The 18608-nt window shown below is 62.3% G+C and carries 13 protein-coding genes, 2 tRNA genes and 3 rRNA genes; 9 read left to right on the plus strand and 9 right to left on the minus strand.

The window, feature by feature from the left end; genetic code table 11:
- Positions 1 to 332: 332 nt before the first annotated feature.
- From rrf to tyrS, 6 genes are all read right to left on the minus strand, one after another.
- A 5S ribosomal RNA gene (rrf, locus tag DGN21_RS18025) occupies positions 333 to 447 on the minus strand.
- 112 nt (positions 448 to 559) lie between these two features.
- A 23S ribosomal RNA gene (locus DGN21_RS18030) occupies positions 560 to 3440 on the minus strand.
- 227 nt (positions 3441 to 3667) lie between these two features.
- Positions 3668 to 3744 (minus strand) — tRNA-Ile (locus DGN21_RS18035).
- Between the two features lie 19 nt (positions 3745 to 3763).
- Positions 3764 to 3839 (minus strand) — tRNA-Ala (locus DGN21_RS18040).
- A 92-nt stretch (positions 3840 to 3931) separates the two neighbouring features.
- Positions 3932 to 5478, minus strand: a 16S ribosomal RNA gene (locus DGN21_RS18045).
- Together the 16S, 23S and 5S rRNA genes with 2 tRNA genes alongside form the textbook arrangement of a ribosomal RNA operon.
- A 724-nt stretch (positions 5479 to 6202) precedes the next feature.
- Positions 6203 to 7414: a tyrosine--tRNA ligase gene (tyrS, locus tag DGN21_RS18050; protein WP_126966478.1), complete on the minus strand. Its 1212-nt coding sequence runs from the start codon at positions 7412 to 7414 to the stop codon at positions 6203 to 6205.
- A 170-nt stretch (positions 7415 to 7584) separates the two neighbouring features.
- On the opposite strand from tyrS, the gene DGN21_RS18055 reads away from it, so the two are divergent.
- Both DGN21_RS18055 and DGN21_RS18060 read left to right on the plus strand, forming a co-directional pair.
- Entirely contained in the window at positions 7585 to 9003 is a 1419-nt protein-coding gene (locus DGN21_RS18055) for a M23 family metallopeptidase (RefSeq protein WP_024940463.1), read from the plus strand.
- Between the two features lie 282 nt (positions 9004 to 9285).
- Positions 9286 to 10428 carry an anhydro-N-acetylmuramic acid kinase gene (locus DGN21_RS18060; RefSeq protein ID WP_102582049.1) on the plus strand — a complete coding sequence of 381 codons (1143 nt, stop codon included), beginning with the start codon at positions 9286 to 9288 and terminating at the stop codon, positions 10426 to 10428.
- Between the two features lie 91 nt (positions 10429 to 10519).
- Here the strand turns inward: DGN21_RS18060 and DGN21_RS18065 are convergent, their stop codons facing one another.
- The 3 genes from DGN21_RS18065 to DGN21_RS18075 form a co-directional block, all read right to left on the minus strand.
- Complete coding sequence (locus tag DGN21_RS18065) at positions 10520 to 10747, minus strand: hypothetical protein (protein WP_016901952.1); 228 nt, start codon at positions 10745 to 10747, stop codon at positions 10520 to 10522.
- 58 nt (positions 10748 to 10805) lie between these two features.
- Positions 10806 to 12101, minus strand: coding sequence for an MFS transporter (locus tag DGN21_RS18070; protein WP_016901953.1), 1296 nt, complete (start codon positions 12099 to 12101; stop codon positions 10806 to 10808).
- A 241-nt stretch (positions 12102 to 12342) separates the two neighbouring features.
- Entirely contained in the window at positions 12343 to 13143 is an 801-nt protein-coding gene (locus DGN21_RS18075; protein WP_126966477.1) for an exodeoxyribonuclease III, read from the minus strand.
- 127 nt (positions 13144 to 13270) lie between these two features.
- Between DGN21_RS18075 and pyrE the strand changes: the two genes are divergently transcribed.
- From pyrE to DGN21_RS18110, 7 genes are all read left to right on the plus strand, one after another.
- Entirely contained in the window at positions 13271 to 13930 is a 660-nt protein-coding gene (gene pyrE, locus DGN21_RS18080; RefSeq protein WP_126966476.1) for an orotate phosphoribosyltransferase, read from the plus strand.
- Between the two features lie 22 nt (positions 13931 to 13952).
- On the plus strand, positions 13953 to 14618 hold the full coding sequence (locus DGN21_RS18085; RefSeq protein WP_102251044.1) for a hypothetical protein: 666 nt from the start codon (positions 13953 to 13955) through the stop codon (positions 14616 to 14618).
- 115 nt (positions 14619 to 14733) lie between these two features.
- Positions 14734 to 15531, plus strand: a complete 798-nt coding sequence (locus DGN21_RS18090; protein WP_016901957.1) for an AAA family ATPase — start codon at positions 14734 to 14736, stop codon at positions 15529 to 15531.
- On the plus strand, positions 15531 to 16460 hold the full coding sequence (locus tag DGN21_RS18095) for a ParB/RepB/Spo0J family partition protein (RefSeq protein ID WP_024940457.1): 930 nt from the start codon (positions 15531 to 15533) through the stop codon (positions 16458 to 16460). The genes DGN21_RS18090 and DGN21_RS18095 overlap by 1 nt, the downstream gene beginning before the upstream one ends.
- A 33-nt stretch (positions 16461 to 16493) precedes the next feature.
- Positions 16494 to 16802 carry a helix-hairpin-helix domain-containing protein gene (locus tag DGN21_RS18100; RefSeq protein ID WP_016901959.1) on the plus strand — a complete coding sequence of 103 codons (309 nt, stop codon included), beginning with the start codon at positions 16494 to 16496 and terminating at the stop codon, positions 16800 to 16802.
- Between the two features lie 43 nt (positions 16803 to 16845).
- Positions 16846 to 17571 (plus strand): suppressor of fused domain protein, encoded by a 726-nt coding sequence (locus DGN21_RS18105; protein ID WP_054591270.1) that lies wholly within the window; start codon positions 16846 to 16848, stop codon positions 17569 to 17571.
- A gap of 48 nt (positions 17572 to 17619) precedes the next feature.
- The gene (locus DGN21_RS18110) at positions 17620 to 18585 is read left to right on the plus strand and encodes an SDR family NAD(P)-dependent oxidoreductase (RefSeq protein WP_126966475.1); all 966 of its coding nucleotides are present in this window, start codon (positions 17620 to 17622) and stop codon (positions 18583 to 18585) included.
- The last annotated feature ends 23 nt before the right edge of the window (positions 18586 to 18608 follow it).

The raw sequence follows: 18608 nt of genomic DNA on the forward strand, positions 1-18608 counted from the left end.
TCATTGCTACACAACAGCATCGCTGCGAGTACCTCCCTCTCGGCATCGACGTGAAAATCAGGGAACAGAGGTAAGAAAGAAGCTCAACCTTGGGCCGTGTCAGTGACCTGCGTGAACCGACGCGTCAGCTACTGCGCTACATGTCGATGAGGCCCCGATCACAGCGTGGCAAAAGTTCCAAGGGATGCGCCTGAAGTGCCCGACTGCCCTGGCGCTACTCGGCTTGAGCTCTGCCTTTGGCTCTGGCTCTGGCTCTGGCTTTGGCCAGTTGGCTTAAATTTCGCACAAAAAGAAACCCTCAGTCCTATTGGACTGAGGGTTTCGGGTAAAGCCCCTGGCGATGACCTACTCTCGCATGGCTTGAGCCACACTACCATCGGCGCAGCTGCGTTTCACTTCCGAGTTCGGGATGGGATCGGGTGGTTCCACAGCGCTAATTTCACCAGGGAGACGGTTGGAGCAGCGCTTGATAGCGCTCGTCTCGCATAGGTAACTTGTGACGTAGCTTGCGTTTGGTGATCTACCAACGTTCGTTGGGACCAAGGCAACTTGAGGTTATATGGTCAAGCCGCACGGATCATTAGTATCAGTTAGCTCAATACATTGCTGTACTTACACACCTGACCTATCAACCACATAGTCTATATGGTTCCTTTAGGGGGCTTGTGCCCCGGGAAGTCTCATCTTGAGGCGCGCTTCCCGCTTAGATGCTTTCAGCGGTTATCGCTTCCGAACATAGCTACCCGGCAATGCCACTGGCGTGACAACCGGAACACCAGAGGTTCGTCCACTCCGGTCCTCTCGTACTAGGAGCAGCCCCTCTCAAACTTCCAACGCCCATGGCAGATAGGGACCGAACTGTCTCACGACGTTCTGAACCCAGCTCGCGTACCACTTTAAATGGCGAACAGCCATACCCTTGGGACCGACTACAGCCCCAGGATGTGATGAGCCGACATCGAGGTGCCAAACACCGCCGTCGATATGAACTCTTGGGCGGTATCAGCCTGTTATCCCCGGAGTACCTTTTATCCGTTGAGCGATGGCCCTTCCATACAGAACCACCGGATCACTAAGACCTACTTTCGTACCTGCTTGATCCGTCGATCTTGCAGTCAAGCACGCTTATGCCTTTGCACACAGTGCGCGATGTCCGACCGCGCTGAGCGTACCTTCGTGCTCCTCCGTTACTCTTTAGGAGGAGACCGCCCCAGTCAAACTACCCACCATACACGGTCCCTGATCCGGATAACGGATCTAGGTTAGAACGTCAAGCACGACAGGGTGGTATTTCAAGGATGGCTCCACTGCAGCTAGCGCCACAGTTTCATAGCCTCCCACCTATCCTACACAGACGAACTCAACGTTCAGTGTAAAGCTATAGTAAAGGTTCACGGGGTCTTTCCGTCTTGCCACGGGAACGCTGCATCTTCACAGCGATTTCAATTTCACTGAGTCTCGGGTGGAGACAGCGCCGCTGTCGTTACGCCATTCGTGCAGGTCGGAACTTACCCGACAAGGAATTTCGCTACCTTAGGACCGTTATAGTTACGGCCGCCGTTTACTGGGGCTTCGATCAAGAGCTTCGCCTTGCGGCTGACCCCATCAATTAACCTTCCAGCACCGGGCAGGCGTCACACCCTATACGTCCACTTTCGTGTTTGCAGAGTGCTGTGTTTTTGATAAACAGTCGCAGCGGCCTGGTTTCTGCGACCCTCTTCAGCTATAGCTCGCATGAGCCACCAAAAAGGGTGCACCTTCTCCCGAAGTTACGGTGCCATGTTGCCTAGTTCCTTCACCCGAGTTCTCTCAAGCGCCTGAGAATTCTCATCCTACCCACCTGTGTCGGTTTACGGTACGGTCTTCGTGAGCTGAAGCTTAGGAGCTTTTCCTGGAAGCGTGGTATCAGTGACTTCGCCATAAAGGCTCGTCTCGGTGCTCGGTCTTAAAGGATCCCGGATTTGCCAAAGATCCAAACCTACCGCCTTTCCCCGGGACAACCAACGCCCGGTACACCTAACCTTCTCCGTCCCTCCATCGCACTCACGCGAGGTGCAGGAATATTAACCTGCTTCCCATCGACTACGGCTTTCGCCCTCGCCTTAGGGACCGACTAACCCTGCGTCGATTAACGTTGCGCAAGGAAACCTTGGGCTTTCGGCGTGCGGGCTTTTCACCCGCATTATCGTTACTCATGTCAGCATTCGCACTTCCGATACCTCCAGCAGACTTCTCAATCCACCTTCGCAGGCTTACGGAACGCTCCTCTACCGCGCATAAAACAAGTTTTATGCACCCCAAGCTTCGGTTCACTGCTTAGCCCCGTTAAATCTTCCGCGCAGACCGACTCGACCAGTGAGCTATTACGCTTTCTTTAAAGGGTGGCTGCTTCTAAGCCAACCTCCTGGCTGTCTATGCCTTTCCACATCGTTTTCCACTTAGCAGTGAATTTGGGACCTTAGCTGTGGGTCTGGGTTGTTTCCCTTTTCACGACGGACGTTAGCACCCGCCGTGTGTCTCCCGGATAGTACGTACTGGTATTCGGAGTTTGCAATGGTTTGGTAAGTCGCGATGACCCCCTAGCCATAACAGTGCTCTACCCCCAGTAGTATTCGTCCGAGGCGCTACCTAAATAGCTTTCGAGGAGAACCAGCTATCTCCGGGTTCGATTAGCTTTTCACTCCTAATCACAGCTCATCCCCGTCTTTTGCAACAGACGTGGGTTCGGGCCTCCAGTACCTGTTACGGCACCTTCACCCTGGCCATGACTAGATCACCCGGTTTCGGGTCTACTGCCCGCGACTATGCGCCCTTATCAGACTCGGTTTCCCTTCGCCTCCCCTATACGGTTAAGCTTGCCACGAACAGTAAGTCGCTGACCCATTATACAAAAGGTACGCAGTCACTCTTGCGAGCTCCTACTGCTTGTACGCACACGGTTTCAGGATCTATTTCACTCCCCTCTCCGGGGTTCTTTTCGCCTTTCCCTCACGGTACTGGTTCACTATCGGTCGGTCAGGAGTATTTAGCCTTGGAGGATGGTCCCCCCATATTCAGACAGGGTTTCACGTGCCCCGCCCTACTCGTCTTCACTGGAGTGGCCCTTTTAAATACAGGGCTATCACCTTCTATGGCCAATCTTTCCAGATTGTTTTTCTAAAGCCATTCCAGCTTAAGGGCTGCTCCCCGTTCGCTCGTCACTACTTAGGGAATCTCGGTTGATTTCTTTTCCTCCGGTTACTTAGATATTTCAGTTCACCGGGTTCGCTTCCAGCAGCTATGAATTCACTGCAGGATACTGCCGAAGCAGTGGGTTTCCCCATTCGGACATTGCCGGATCAAAGCTTGTTGCCAGCTCCCCGACACTTTTCGCAGGCTACCACGTCCTTCATCGCCTCTGACCGCCTAGGCATCCACCGTGTGCGCTTATTCGCTTGACCATATAACCCCAAGTTGCCTCGGAGCTACATGCCGTGTTGTGTGGGGTACAAAGCCACCAACGCGAACATACGACTCAATTATTTAGGGACTCGAAGTCCCCGCCTTAGCCTCAACGACACGTTTAGATAGATATCTCAAACGCTCGCTACGTCACAAGTTATAAAAGAACATGTATCAGCCTCAACGCTGATCCATATAAATTCTTAAGTGTGCACTACATTCAGAGTGGTGGGTCTGGGTAGACTCGAACTACCGACCTCACCCTTATCAGGGGTGCGCTCTAACCACCTGAGCTACAGACCCGAAGTCTTTTCACTCAATATGGTGGAGCCTGTCGGGATCGAACCGACGACCCCCTGCTTGCAAAGCAGGTGCTCTCCCAGCTGAGCTAAGGCCCCAAAAGGGACTTCGCATACCGACCTGTGCCGGTATGAATCTCTGAATGCAGGTAATTTGTGAGGACGCCCGCAAGACGATGACGTCATGCTCAAAAGGAGGTGATCCAGCCGCACCTTCCGATACGGCTACCTTGTTACGACTTCACCCCAGTCATCGGCCACACCGTGGCAAGCGCCCTCCCGAAGGTTAAGCTACCTGCTTCTGGTGCAACAAACTCCCATGGTGTGACGGGCGGTGTGTACAAGGCCCGGGAACGTATTCACCGCAGCAATGCTGATCTGCGATTACTAGCGATTCCGACTTCATGGAGTCGAGTTGCAGACTCCAATCCGGACTGAGATAGGGTTTCTGGGATTGGCTTACCCTCGCGGGTTTGCAGCCCTCTGTCCCTACCATTGTAGTACGTGTGTAGCCCTGGTCGTAAGGGCCATGATGACTTGACGTCATCCCCACCTTCCTCCGGTTTGTCACCGGCGGTCTCCTTAGAGTTCCCACCATTACGTGCTGGCAACTAAGGACAAGGGTTGCGCTCGTTGCGGGACTTAACCCAACATCTCACGACACGAGCTGACGACAGCCATGCAGCACCTGTCTCACGGTTCCCGAAGGCACCAATCCATCTCTGGAAAGTTCCGTGGATGTCAAGACCAGGTAAGGTTCTTCGCGTTGCATCGAATTAAACCACATACTCCACCGCTTGTGCGGGCCCCCGTCAATTCCTTTGAGTTTCAGTCTTGCGACCGTACTCCCCAGGCGGCGAACTTAACGCGTTAGCTTCGATACTGCGTGCCAAATTGCACCCAACATCCAGTTCGCATCGTTTAGGGCGTGGACTACCAGGGTATCTAATCCTGTTTGCTCCCCACGCTTTCGTGCCTCAGTGTCAGTGTTGGTCCAGGTAGCCGCCTTCGCCACGGATGTTCCTCCCGATCTCTACGCATTTCACTGCTACACCGGGAATTCCGCTACCCTCTACCACACTCTAGTGACCCAGTATCCACTGCAATTCCCAGGTTGAGCCCAGGGCTTTCACAACAGACTTAAACCACCACCTACGCACGCTTTACGCCCAGTAATTCCGAGTAACGCTTGCACCCTTCGTATTACCGCGGCTGCTGGCACGAAGTTAGCCGGTGCTTATTCTTTGGGTACCGTCAGAACAATCGGGTATTAACCGACTGCTTTTCTTTCCCAACAAAAGGGCTTTACAACCCGAAGGCCTTCTTCACCCACGCGGCATGGCTGGATCAGGCTTGCGCCCATTGTCCAATATTCCCCACTGCTGCCTCCCGTAGGAGTCTGGACCGTGTCTCAGTTCCAGTGTGGCTGATCATCCTCTCAGACCAGCTACGGATCGTCGCCTTGGTGGGCCTTTACCCCGCCAACTAGCTAATCCGACATCGGCTCATTCAATCGCGCGAAGCCCGAAGGTCCTCCGCTTTCACCCGTAGGTCGTATGCGGTATTAGCGTAAGTTTCCCTACGTTATCCCCCACGAAAGAGTAGATTCCGATGTATTCCTCACCCGTCCGCCACTCGCCACCCATAAGAGCAAGCTCTTACTGTGCTGCCGTTCGACTTGCATGTGTTAGGCCTGCCGCCAGCGTTCACTCTGAGCCAGGATCAAACTCTTCACTTAAAATTACATGCCCGAAGGCAAATTACTTTAGCTGCAGAAGTTCAACCACTGGCAACTTATCGCTTGCAAAGCAATTAATATGTTGCATTTTGATTAAACGTCTGCAAGATGGACAATCATCCTTCCTGCAGGCGTCCGCACAAATTACCTGCGCACACTGTCAAAGAACATTGGGAAGTGGCCTCAGCGCCGTTCCCGTCAGCTTCGTCGTTTCCGTCGAAGCGAGCCGCCCATTATAGCGGACTTTTTCTTGCCGTCAACACCTCATTTTGAGGCGGTTGACGCTGCTTCGTTTCGACCCGAAGGTTTTCTGCGAAGCGAGCCGGCCATATTAGCAGGCTTTTCATCTTCGTCAACCCCTCGTGAAGAGGAAGTTGCCGCCGCTGCACTTCAATCTGCCGTAGCGTCTTTCCGTGTAGCGAGCCGCCCATCATAGCCGGCTTTTCCGTTTCGTCAACACCCTAAATCAGGGAATTTTCGAACCCTTTCCGCTCTGGTTCCGCGTTTGCGGGTCCGTTGCGTCGGGGGAGGCGAACTATAGGCCCAAGCGGAGCATTTGGGAAGGGTTTTGTGAAAAAAATTTCACGATGCTCTTCTCTGCTGCAACGGCACGCCCTTGTAGTGCGCTATGGCAAGCCGCCGATCCGACTCAGGCGTTACGCCCCTCTCTATATAGAGGTCACCGCACAGCGGGGTTGCCGCTATGCAGCAACCTCGCGGCAGCTCAGCCGCCGACCAGCGCCACACGGGCGAAATTGCGTTTACCTACCTGGATGACACCTTCGAAGCCTGGCCCGAACTGGCGTGCCGGATCTTCGACCACTTCGCCATCGACCTTGACCGCTCGCTCCTTGAGCTTGCGCATAGCTTCCGAATTACTTGGCGTCAGGCCAGCTGCAGTAAGCAGGCTTGCGATGCGCAGACCTTCGGCCGGTACAGCGACCTCCTGCAGCGGCAACAGACTGGTGTCGCCCTGCCCTGTCACTACCGCGTGCCAGCCGGCAATGGCCTGCTCTGCGGTGGCAGCGTCGTGGAAACGTGCGGTGAGTTCGCGTGCCAGCCGCAATTTGACCTCACGCGGGTGCAGTTCACCCGAGGCGACCTGCGCCTTCAGGCGCTCTGCTTCCGCCACGCTGATGTCGAAAGACAGCAGATCGATCCAGCGCCAGGTCAGCTCGTCGCCGATCTTCATGGTCTTGGTGACGATGTCGATGGCCGGCTCGTTGATGCCGATGTAGTTGCCCAGCGACTTGGACATCTTGGCCACGCCGTCCAGGCCTTCCAGCAGCGGCATCGTCAGCACGACCTGCGGGGCCTGGCCGTAGTGCTCCTGCAGGCCACGGCCCATCAACAGGTTGAACTTCTGGTCGGTACCGCCCAGTTCGACGTCCGCCGTCAGGGCGACCGAGTCGTAGCCCTGCACCAGCGGATACAGGAATTCGTGGATGGCGATCGGCTGCTGGCCAGTGAAGCGCTTGGCGAAGTCGTCGCGCTCGAGCATGCGCGCCACCGTGTGCTGCGCGGACAGCTTGATCATGTCCGCCGCGCTCATCTGGCCGAACCACTCGGAGTTGAAGCGCACCTCGGTGCGTTCGCGGTCCAGGATCTTGAAGACCTGCTCCTCATAGGTACGCGCATTGGCCAGCACATCGTCGCGGCTCAGCGGCTTGCGGGTGACGTTCTTGCCGCTCGGGTCGCCGATCATGCCGGTGAAGTCACCGATCAGGAAGATCACCTGGTGCCCGAGCTGCTGGAACTGCCGCATCTTGTTGAGCAACACGGTGTGGCCCAGATGCAGATCCGGCGCGGTGGGATCGAAACCGGCCTTGACCCGCAGGGGCACACCTGATTTCAGTCGCGCTTCGAGCTGATCGAGCTTGAGGATCTCCTCGGTGCCGCGACCGATGAGTGCGAGGGATTCTTCGATAGTGGCCAACCACAGACTCCAGCGGCGTTTGCCGTCAACAACGTGAACGATGTTAAACGCGGGTTAATTCCGCGCCAAATGAAAATGTTGAACAGGCTCAATGGTTTGACGCGCTGTTACAGGCTGTCTATGGTACCGGCGATTGGGCTCGCACTTCGAGCCAGCGAGGAATTTGAACGATGCAGAATTCAGAGCAGGGCCGTGCACGCAAGCGGCGCTTTCACGAACGCCTCCACGTCCTCCACGACACTGCCCTGCATCGCAAGCTCAAGGCGCATCTCCCGGCGGCGTTCAACGACCGGTGGACACGCCGTCATTGGATCCATGCCAGCCTGTTCGCGACCATCGGTGCGCTGGTGGCCACGATCGTGCCGGGCTTCTCCAATGCCATCGATACCCCGCTGTCCAGCCATTCCACGCTGGCCTTGCCGCTGCCGCCGTTGGTGCCGAGCCGCAAGCAACTGGCGCCGAGCACCGATTGGGAAATTCTGCAGGTCAAGTCCGGGCAGACGCTGAGCACCTTGTTCGGCGAGTTGGGAATCCCGACCGCGGTGATGTACCAGGTGCTGGCGCATCCGGGCACCAAGGAGGCGCTGACCAAGCTGCGTCCGGGCGCCGAGATTGCCTTCGATATGCCGACGCCGGGCGAGTTGCGCGCATTGCGCTTCGACCGCGACGACAGCCACCGCGTGGAGTTGCGCCTGCTGGGCGATAGCGTGCGCGAGAACGTCACCGAGCGGGCGACGACCACGCGCACCGTGGTGGCAAGCGGGGAAATCAGCAGCTCGCTGTACGCCTCGGCCGGCAAGTCGGGGCTGTCGCCGGCGGCGGTGGCGGTCATGACCGACGAGATCTTCAAGTACGACATCGACTTCGACAAGGATCTGCAGCCGGGCGATCGTTTCAGCGTGGTGATGGACGAAACCTGGCGCGAGGGCGAGCGGATCAATACCGGCGACATCCTGGCAGCGACCTTTACCACCGGCGGCAAGACCTACACCGGCTTCCGCTTCGAGCGTGCCGGCAAGCCGGCCGAGTATTTCGACATCACCGGCCGGCCGTTGAAGAAGAGCTTCATCCGCATGCCGGTGGCCTACAGCCGCATCAGCTCGACCTTTGGCGCACGCAAGCATCCGGTGCTGGGCACCATGCGCATGCACAAGGGCGTGGACTACGCGGCAGCCTCGGGCACGCCGATCATGGCTGCCGGCGATGCGCGGGTGGTGTTCGTCGGCACCCAGCGCGGCTACGGCAATGTGGTGATCCTGGACCACGGCAGGAACTTCAGCACGCTGTATGGGCATATGTCGCGCTTCGGCAAGATCAAGGCCGGCCAGCGCATCAACCAGGGCACGGTGATCGGCTATGTCGGCATGACCGGCCTGGCGACCGGCCCGCATCTGCATTACGAATTCCGCGTTGCCGGGCAGCAGCGCAACCCGATGTCGGTGACCATGCCGCCGCCCGAGCCCTTGCAGGGTGCCGAGCTGGCCGCCTTCCGCGCGCAGACGGCGCCGGCGCTGGCGCGTATCGAAGGCATGGAGAAGTTGATCTACGCCGACGCCGGCAAGCCCGCCAAGGGCAAGCCGCGCGGTTGAGTGGCGGCGGCTGACTCCTCAGCCGCCGACATGGCCATCGCCGGTCGGATGGCTGCGCGGCGTTCGCGAAGGAGCTGATAGCTCATGCAACGTTGCGGCCGGCACCGGATCGCTGCCAGCGTCCAGTGGAAACCATGATGCCGACGCGACAGTCGGCGCTGCCGGTGCAGCGCTGACTATCGAGCGTAGAGCCGATTGGCCTCACCGTGAGGCGTGCCGGGGCGGTTGACTCTCCCACCCCGGCTGCACAAGCTGCATGACCACTGTGCAACTGGCTCTGGCATGTCTGCTCCGGAACACCTGGAATCCCCGCTCTACCTGGGCCTGATGTCGGGCACCAGCGCCGATGGCATCGATGCCGCACTGGTGCGCTTTGCCGATGACAGCCATCGCCGCTGCGAACTGGTTGCCGGCACCACCGTGGCCTGGGAGCCGCAACTGCGCGAGACGCTGGTGATGCTGGGCCAGGGCGCCGACGTGATCGCCATCGATACGCTTGGACACCTGGATGCGCAGGTGGGGCTGGCGTTTGCGGCCGCGGCCAATCAACTGATCCGCGACAGCGGCATCGCGCGTGGGCGCGTTCGCGCGATCGGCTCGCATGGGCAGACCATTCGGCATCGACCCAAGGCCGATCCGGCCTTTACCTGGCAGATCGGCGATGCCAGCCGGATTGCCGAGCACACCGGCATCACCACGGTGGCCGATTTCCGCCGTCGCGATGTGGCTGCCGGCGGTCAGGGCGCGCCGCTGATGCCGGCCTTTCATCTGGCCATGCTGGGCACGGGCGATGAAGACCGCGCGGTGCTCAATCTGGGCGGCATCGGTAACCTGACGCTGATCCCGCGCGATGGCGCGGTGCTGGGCTTCGATACCGGGCCGGCCAATGCATTGCTGGACAGCTGGTGCCAGCAGCATCGCGGCACGGCGTTCGATGCCGACGGTGCGTTCGCCGCCAGCGGGCGCGTCGATACCCCACTGCTGCAGGCGTTGCTGGCCGACCCTTGGTTTGCGCTGGCGCCGCCCAAGAGCACCGGGCGCGAACAGTTCCATCTGGACTGGGCGATGCAGGCGATGCGGTCGCTGGGAGACGTGGCGCTGTCTGCGGCCGATGTGCAGGCGACCCTGCTCGAACTGACCGCGGCCAGTGTCGCCGACGCGTTGCTGCGGCTGCAGCCCGATACCCGCCGGGTGCTGGTGTGCGGTGGCGGGGTGCGCAATCCGGTATTGATGGCACGACTGGCGGCGCGACTGCCGGGCGTGGTGGTGGAATCCAGCGCGCGGCATGGGCTGGATCCGGACTATCTGGAGGCGATGGGGTTCGCATGGTTGGCCGCGGAGCTGCTCGCAGGCCGGGCCGCCAATCTGCCGTCGGTGACCGGGGCGGCCGGGCCGCGGTTGCTGGGAGCGATCCATCCGGCGTGACAGGCCTGGATCAGTTGCGAGCGCCCGCAGTCGCAACATCCTCGCGCCGGATGGATTCGCACGCGAGGCAGCGCTGGCTGACCGTTTGCAGCTACGGACTATTCCCCGCCGGCAGCGCCTTGAGCGCGGCAATCGCTTCGGCCAGGGCATCGACTTCCGGGTGTTGCAGGCCGCCGGTGACTTCGTATTCGCTGGCGAACAGGCCCTGTTCGAGCAGATGCATCACGGTCTGATGCTGGGTCCAGCCGCGAGCGACGGAGATGCGACGAATCCTGTCCACCAGCAATGGATCGATGTCCCGCAACACCAGATCGGTCATGCCCTGCCTCGTGCACTGCGCTGCCCCGCCTGCATCATCGACAACCTGGGCGGCCGTTTCAATCCGGGCGCCCATCGCGGGCATCCAGCCGCGGCCACAGCCAGGCAAGCAGGGCCAGCGTGGGAACCACGGTCAGGGCGCTGAGGATGAAGAAGGTGCTGTAGGAGGTGGCCTCGACCAGGAACCCGGACACACCGCCGGCGAATTTACCCGGCAAATTGGCCAGCGACACCAGCAAGGCGTACTGGGTGGCGGTGAAATTGCGATTTGTCAGCGATGACATGAAGGCCACCAGCACGGTACCGGCGAACCCCTGGAACAGATTGTCGGCACTGAGTGCGGCGTAGAACGCCCACAATTTGCCAGGGTTCTGCGCCATCAACAAAAACGCCAGGTTGGACAGCGCCACGCCCAGGGCGGCCACCAGCAGCATGCGACGGAAGCCGAACGCCGCCACCGCCGCACCGCCGGCGAACGCGCCGACGATGCCCATCCACACGCCGAACAGCTTGGACACCGTGGCGATGTCGGCCTTGGTGTAGCCCGAATCCAGATAGAACGGCCCGGCCATCACGCCGATCACCTGATCCGGAAACTTGAACAGGCCGACAAATGCCAGCAGGACGATGCCCAGCGCCAGCCCATTGCTGGAGAAGAAACTGGAAATGGGCTGCCAGAATGCGCCGGCTACGTCGATGCGACGCACCACCGTGACCAGCGGCCGGTCCGGCTCGCGGCATACCAGGGTGGTGATGATCGGCAGCAGCATCAGCGCCGACATGGCCAGGTACGCCGAAGTCCAGTTGAGGTATTCGGCCAGATACAGCGCCCCGGCGCCACCGAGGATCAGGCCGATCCGATAGCCCAGGGTGTAGGTCGCCGCCAAGGCGGCCTGCGCGGTATCTGGGGCAATTTCGATGCGGTAGGCATCCACCACCGAATCCTGCGTGGCGCCCCAGAACGAGGCGAACAGCACCCAGGCGACCAGGCCGGTGACACTCATGTCCGGGCGCGAAAACGCCAGTGCGAACAGGCCGGCAGTGACGCCGAGTTGCGAGACCAGCAGCCAGGAACGCCGGCGGCCCAGAAACGCGGTGATCGGGAACGCATAGCGGTCGATCAGCGGAGCCCACAGGAACTTGAGCAGGTAGAAGAAGCTGGCCAGGCTGATCAGACCGATGCTGCCCAGATCCAGCCCGACGTCGCGCAGCCGGGTGGACAGGGTCTGCGAGGCGATCAACAGAAACGGCAGACCGCTGCCGAAACCCAGCAGTGCCATGGTTGCCGCCGATGGCGTGGCGAAGGCCTGCCGGATGCCGCGCAGTCCTTTGTAGTTGGGTACAGGCTTGGTCATGCGTGTGGCCGCTGGGAACGGGTGCTGATTGTTGCCGGGCGGGCAGTATCGCTAGCCGCTGCACGGATTGACCTGCCGGAAAGGCATGATTGGCTCCATGAAGGATCAATCACCATCAGGCTGCGGCCAGGCACAGCCTGCACGCACTCGACGTTGATCTGCATGGGGTGGCTGGAAGCACACCGCTGGGGGGCCTGGCCAACCGTTCCCATGCTCGTCGCTGCCAGCCGCGCGCCCTCACTCACTCCGCGTAATCCACGATGTACGGCGCGTGGTCGGAGAAGCGCTGCTCGCGGTAGATGGAGCAGGCCTTCACCTTGTCGCGCAGGCCGGGGGTGACCAGTTGGTAGTCGATGCGCCAACCGACGTTGTTGGTGCGCGCCGCGCCGCGGTTGCTCCACCAGGTGTAGTCCTGGCCCTGGGGATGCAACACGCGGTAGGTATCGACCCAGCCGCGGCCGCTGGCGGCGTTGGCGTCTTCCAGCGCATCGGCACACAGGCCGTTGAGCCAGTCGCGCTCGGGCGGCAGGCAGCCGGAATTCTTCTGGTTGGACTTCCAGTTCTTGATGTCCAGCGCCGAGCGCACGATGTTCCAGTCGCCGCACAGCACGTACTGCCGGCCGCTGGCCAGCCACTGCTCCAGGATCGGCCGCAGCCATTCCATCACATGGAACTTGTAGCCCTGGCGCAACTCGCCCGACGAGCCGGACGGAATATAGAAGGACACCACGCTGAGGTTGCCGAAGCGCGCTTCGACATAGCGGCCTTCTTCGTCGAACTCGGGCCAGCCCAGCGCGGTGCGCACTTCATCGGGCTCGTGCCTGCTGTAGATGGCCACGCCGCTGTAGCCCTTCTTGGTGCTGGCGTCGCGGAACCAGGCCTTGTAGCCGCTGGGCAGGAACTTGGGACCGGCCAGCTGATGCTCCTGGGCCTTGGTCTCCTGCACGCACAGCACGTCGGCGTCCTGGTCGGCGAACCACTCGAAGAAACCCTTGGTGACGGCCGAGCGCAGGCCGTTGGCGTTGAAACTGATGATGCGCATGAATGAAGAGCCGGGATTCGGGAATGGGGATTGGAGATTCGGGAAAGCGTACCGCATCAGCGGATGCCGCAAGGCGCGACCGGCTATGCTTTCCAATCCCGAGTCCCCACTCCCCAATCTCGTCACCATGACCGACCACCGCACCCGTTTCCTGCAGCTGGCCCTGGGCGCCGATGCCCTGCGCTTTGGCGAGTTCACGCTCAAGTCCGGGCGGCTCAGCCCGTATTTCTTCAATGCCGGGCGCTTCGATTCGGGCGCCAAGACTGCGCAGCTGGCGCAGTGCTATGCCGATGCGATCGACGCGGCCGGGGTGGAGTACGACCTGTTGTTCGGGCCGGCCTACAAGGGCATCCCGCTGGCGACCGCACTGGCCTGCGCCTATGCCGGACGCGGGCGCGACCTGCCGCTGGCGTTCAACCGCAAGGAAGCCAAGGACCATGGCGAGGGCGGCAGCCTGATCGGTGCGCCGCTTGAGGGCCGCAAGGTGTTGATCGTCGACGACGTGATCACTGCCGGCACCGCGATCCGCGAGGCGCTGGGCATCATCCGTGGCGCCGGCGGCATTCCGTCCGGGATCGTGGTGGCGCTGGACCGGCAGGAGATCGCCTCCGAGCAGGATCGCCGCTCGGCTGCGCAGGCGGTGGCGGCCGAGGCCGGCATCCCGGTGATCGCGGTGGCCAACCTGGGCGACCTGCTTGCTTTTGCGGCAGGAAACGCCGACCTTGTCGGCTTCCGGGAACCGCTGCTGGCCTATCGTGGCCGCTACGGCACCGACACCACAGGCTGACGGCAGGCGACAGGGGGCTGCGATGATGCCGAGACACACCCGTTTGGCGTTACTCGCCGCCGTTGCGGCAGCCGTGGCCGCCGCGCCTGCCATCGCGCAGGACAAGCCGGCCGCGAAGAAGCTGTATTGCTGGAACCAGAACGGCGCCCGGGTGTGCAGCGATACGCTGCCGCCGGAGGCGGTCAATCAGGCGCGTGACGAATTCAACGCCAAGAGCGGCCTGCGCAGCGCCGAGGTGCAGCGCGCCATGAGCAGCGACGAGCGCGCCGCAGCAGCCGCCAGCGAGCAGCAACGCCAGGCCGACCTGGCCGCCGAGCAGATGCGGCAGCGCACCGACCAGGCGATGTTGATGTCCTACCAGAGCGAGGACGACCTGCGCCGGGTCTTCAACGAGCGCATCGCCATCGTCGACAACAACATCCACACCGCGCGCTTCAACGTGACCAGCCTGCGCGAAGGGCTGGCCAGCATGCTGCGCAGCGCCGGCGACCGCGAACTGGCCGGCCAGGCGGTGGCCGACAAGCTGGCCGCCGACATCCAGCAACGCCATCGCGAACTGATGGCGCAATTGCGTCTGCAGACCAGCTTCGAGCAGCAACGGGTGGCGCTGGACGGCGAGATCGCCGACATCCTGCAGCGCTACCGGGCGATGAAGGAGCCGCCGGCCGGCGCGGCGCCAACCGGCTGACCGGCGCAGCCGTCATTTCCGCCCGTGCAGCGCACTGCGGCGGGCGGCATTTCCCGATCCGACGCCCTGCCCGCATAATGGCCGGTCTTACTCCCTGCCCACGAGGCTCTCCCGCATGGCCCGGATCATCGCCATTGCCAACCAGAAAGGCGGCGTCGGCAAGACCACGACCGCGGTCAATCTGGCGGCCGGCCTGGCGCGCGCGCCCAAGCGTGTGTTGCTGGTGGATCTGGACTCGCAGGGCAACGCGACCATGGGCAGCGGCATCGACAAGCGCGACGTGGCCGCCTCGACCTGCGACCTGTTGCTGGGCGAAAACACCGCCGCCGAAATCCGCGTCACCGCGCCGGAAGGCTTCGACCTGCTGCCGGGCAACATCGACCTGACCGCGGCCGAGATCCAGCTGATGGATCAGGGCGAGCGCGAGCAGCGGCTCAAGCGCGCCCTGGCGCCGATCCGCGACGAGTACGACTTCATCCTGATCGACTGCCCGCCGGCGTTGTCGCTGCTGACGCTCAATGCCCTGACCGCGGCCGATTCGATCATCGTGCCGATGCAGTGCGAGTACTACGCGCTGGAAGGACTGACCGCGCTGCTGGAAACCATTGAGGCGTTGCGCGCCAACCTCAATCCGGCGCTGGAAATCGAAGGCGTGCTGCGCACGATGTTCGACATCCGCAACAACCTTGCCAATGCGGTGTCGGCCGAGCTGACCGAGCATTTCGGCGACAAGGTGTTCCGCACCATCGTGCCGCGCAACGTGCGCCTGGCCGAGGCGCCCAGCCATGGCCAGAGCATCGTCGGTTACGACCGCACCTCGCGCGGTGGCGTGGCCTACCTGGGGCTGGCCGGCGAAATCGTGCGCCGCCAGAACGACCGCAACAAGGCCTATCGGCCCGTGGAGACCGTCTGATGAACAAGCCGATCCCCGCAAAGAAGCGCGGCCTGGGCCGTGGCCTGGAAGCGCTGCTGGGGCCGAAGGGCGCGGCCGCCGCCGCGGCGCCGAGCGTGGCCAGCGAGGAGGCCTTGCAGCCGGGCGACAGCCTGCGCCGGTTGCCGGTCACCCAGTTGCAGCCGGGCAAGTACCAGCCGCGCAAGGAGATGGACGAGGTCAAGCTGGCCGAGCTGGCGGAGTCGATCAAGGCGCAGGGGGTGATCCAGCCGATCGTGGCGCGCGAGCTGGCACCGGGGCAATTCGAGATCGTGGCCGGTGAACGTCGCTGGCGCGCCTCGCAGCTGGCCGGGCTGAGCGAAGTCCCCGTGGTGGTGCGCGAGCTGGACGACCGCACCGTCATCGCGATGGCGCTGATCGAGAACATCCAGCGCGAAGACCTCAACCCGCTGGAAGAAGCGCAGGCGCTGCAGCGCTTGATCGACGAATTTTCGCTGACCCACGCCGAGGCCGCCGGTGCGGTGGGCCGTTCGCGTGCGTCGGTGTCCAACCTGCTGCGGCTGCTGGAATTGCCGGTGGCAATCCGCGTGCTGCTGGAAACCCGCCGCCTGGAAATGGGCCATGCGCGGGCGCTGCTGACCCTGGCGCCGGAGCTGGCCAGCAAACTGGCACAGGAAGCGGCCGACCAGGGCTGGTCGGTGCGCGAGGTCGAACACCGTGCGCAGCAGTTCGCCGCCGGCAAGGTGCCCGGCGCATTGCGCAAGGGCAAGCCGGCCGCTGCTGCACCGCAGGCCGATATCGCCTCGCTGGAGACCGAACTGTCCGAATCGCTGGGCACCAAGGTGGTGTTCAACCACGGCCGCGGCGGCAAGGGCAAGCTGGTGATCCACTACACCGACCTGGACACGCTGGACGGCGTGCTCGAACGCCTGCGCCTGCAGCGCAGCTGAGCCTGTGCACCCGCACCAGGAGCATCCCCGGCAATGAATCCCGCCAAGGTCGATCGCAAGCACCTGCTGCATCTGACCGACCTGCCGAACGTGGGGCCGGCCTGCGAAAAGGATCTGCAGCGGATCGGCATCCGGGTTGCCGCGCAACTGCGCGGTCGCGACGCCTACGACATGTATGCGCAGCTGTGTCTGCGCACCGGCGTGCTGCACGACCCCTGCGTGATCGACGTGTTCCTGTCGATCACGCGCTTCATGCAAGGCGAGGCGCCACGGCCCTGGTGGGCGTTCAGCGCCGAACGCAAGGCAACCCTGGCCAGCGAAGCACCGCTCAGTCTGGGGTGAGTGCGCGCATGCGATCAGGTGCGGCCATCAACCGGAGCAACCCATGAGCACTGAAGACGACCAGATCAGCCCCGGCGGCAGCACGCTGATGCTGCACGCGCAGGAAAAGGCATTCGAGCCGGCACACGGCGGCGACTGCATCGAGCAGATCAGCGCACATATCGAGCAGCACCTGGGGCCGATCTCGGCCGTGCTGCACGAAATCATCTCCGACGCCGTGCATCTGGACGTGCATGTGGTGCCCGCCACTGCGGATGTCCCGTACCTGCGGCTGGTGACCTCGGGCATGAGCGACCGGCCGATGACCCTGCCCGAGGGCGTGGAAGCGCCGCAGTACATGGAGCTGATGCTGAGCCTGCCCGCCGATTGGCCGATGGACCAGCGCGACTTCGAAGACCCGCGCCACTACTGGCCGGTCCGCCTGCTCAAGACCCTGGCCCGGCTGCCACACAAGTTCGAGACCTGGCTGGGCTTCGGCCACACCATTCCCAATGGCCACCCGGCCGAACCCTACGCACCCGGCGTGCGCTTCGACGGCGCCATCGTGCTGCCGCCGGTGAGCACGCCCGAGGGATTTGCGCGCCTGGCCATCGATGCCGACAAGACCATCGTGTTCATGACGGTGGTGCCGCTGTATCCGGAGGAGATGGCGCTGAAACTGAAGGACGGCAGCGATGCGCTGCTGGATCGCTTCGATGCCAAGGGGATTGGGGACATCATTGCGCTCGATCGCGTCAACGTCGCCAAAAAGCGCTTCGGGCTGTTCTGAGCGCCGCCTGCCTGCCCGCCCGCTTCCGATATCTCCAGGACCACTGCAATGACCATTCTCGTCACCGGCGCCGCCGGTTTCATCGGGGCCTACACCTGCCGTGCGCTGGCTGCGCGCGGTGAGTCGGTGGTGGGCCTGGACAACTACAACAACTACTACGACCCGCAGCTCAAGCGCGACCGGGTGGCGGCGCTGTGCCCGGGCATCGACATCCGCACGCTGGACCTGACCGACCGCGACGGCCTGGCCGCGTTGTTCGACCAGATCCGGCCGACGCGCGTGGTGCATCTGGCCGCGCAGGCCGGGGTGCGTTACTCGCTGGAAAACCCGTCCGCCTACGTCGACAGCAACCTGGTCGGCTTCGTCAACATGCTCGAGCTGTGCCGGCATCGGGGCGTGCAGCACCTGGTGTATGCCTCGAGCAGTTCGGTGTACGGCGACTCGGCCACCCCGCCGTTTTCCGAAGACCAGCGCGTGGACCAGCCGCGCTCGCTGTATGCGGCGACAAAGGCCGCCAACGAATTGATGGGCTATACCTATGCGCAGCTGTACGGCCTGCGCGCGACCGGGCTGCGGTTCTTCACCGTGTACGGGCCGTGGGGCCGGCCGGACATGGCGCCGCTGATCTTCAGCCGCGCGGTGCTGGCGGGGCGGCCGATCGAGGTGTTCAACCACGGCAGGATGCAGCGCGACTTCACCTTCGTCGACGACATCGTGGCCGGCGTGCTGGGCGCGCTGGACGCGCCCAGCGGCGAGCCAGTGCCGCACCGGGTGTTCAACCTGGGCAACCACACCCCGGTGGAGCTGGAATACTTCATCGACGTGATCGCCCAGGCCGCCGGGCGCCCGGCCGAGAAGGTCTACCGGCCAATGCAGCCGGGCGACATGATCCGCACCATGGCCGATACGCAGCGCGCGCACGCCGCCTTCGGCTTCGAGCCGGCCACCCCGGTCGAGCACGGCCTGCCGCAGGTGGTGGACTGGTGCCGCAGTTATTTCGGTGAGCGCGCCTAGGGCACAGGTTCGCTTCATGCCTG

Origin of the sequence: Xanthomonas sp. MLO165, from assembly GCF_018831305.1 — a bacterium.
Classification (GTDB): Bacteria; Pseudomonadota; Gammaproteobacteria; order Xanthomonadales; family Xanthomonadaceae; genus Xanthomonas; species Xanthomonas arboricola.

Bases quoted from the DNA above. Each gene is read 5' to 3' on its own strand.
- DGN21_RS18110 (WP_126966475.1), top strand. From the start codon at position 17,620: ATGACCATTCTCGTCACCGGCGCCGCCGGTTTCATCGGGGCCTACACC.
- DGN21_RS18085 (WP_102251044.1), top strand. From the start codon at position 13,953: ATGATGCCGAGACACACCCGTTTGGCGTTACTCGCCGCCGTTGCGGCA.
- DGN21_RS18105 (WP_054591270.1), top strand. From the start codon at position 16,846: ATGAGCACTGAAGACGACCAGATCAGCCCCGGCGGCAGCACGCTGATG.
- DGN21_RS18100 (WP_016901959.1), top strand. From the start codon at position 16,494: ATGAATCCCGCCAAGGTCGATCGCAAGCACCTGCTGCATCTGACCGAC.
- DGN21_RS18090 (WP_016901957.1), top strand. From the start codon at position 14,734: ATGGCCCGGATCATCGCCATTGCCAACCAGAAAGGCGGCGTCGGCAAG.
- DGN21_RS18055 (WP_024940463.1), top strand. From the start codon at position 7,585: ATGCAGAATTCAGAGCAGGGCCGTGCACGCAAGCGGCGCTTTCACGAA.
- DGN21_RS18070 (WP_016901953.1), bottom strand. From the start codon at position 12,101: ATGACCAAGCCTGTACCCAACTACAAAGGACTGCGCGGCATCCGGCAG.
- DGN21_RS18065 (WP_016901952.1), bottom strand. From the start codon at position 10,747: ATGACCGATCTGGTGTTGCGGGACATCGATCCATTGCTGGTGGACAGG.
- DGN21_RS18060 (WP_102582049.1), top strand. From the start codon at position 9,286: ATGTCTGCTCCGGAACACCTGGAATCCCCGCTCTACCTGGGCCTGATG.
- DGN21_RS18095 (WP_024940457.1), top strand. From the start codon at position 15,531: ATGAACAAGCCGATCCCCGCAAAGAAGCGCGGCCTGGGCCGTGGCCTG.
- DGN21_RS18075 (WP_126966477.1), bottom strand. From the start codon at position 13,143: ATGCGCATCATCAGTTTCAACGCCAACGGCCTGCGCTCGGCCGTCACC.
- pyrE (WP_126966476.1), top strand. From the start codon at position 13,271: ATGACCGACCACCGCACCCGTTTCCTGCAGCTGGCCCTGGGCGCCGAT.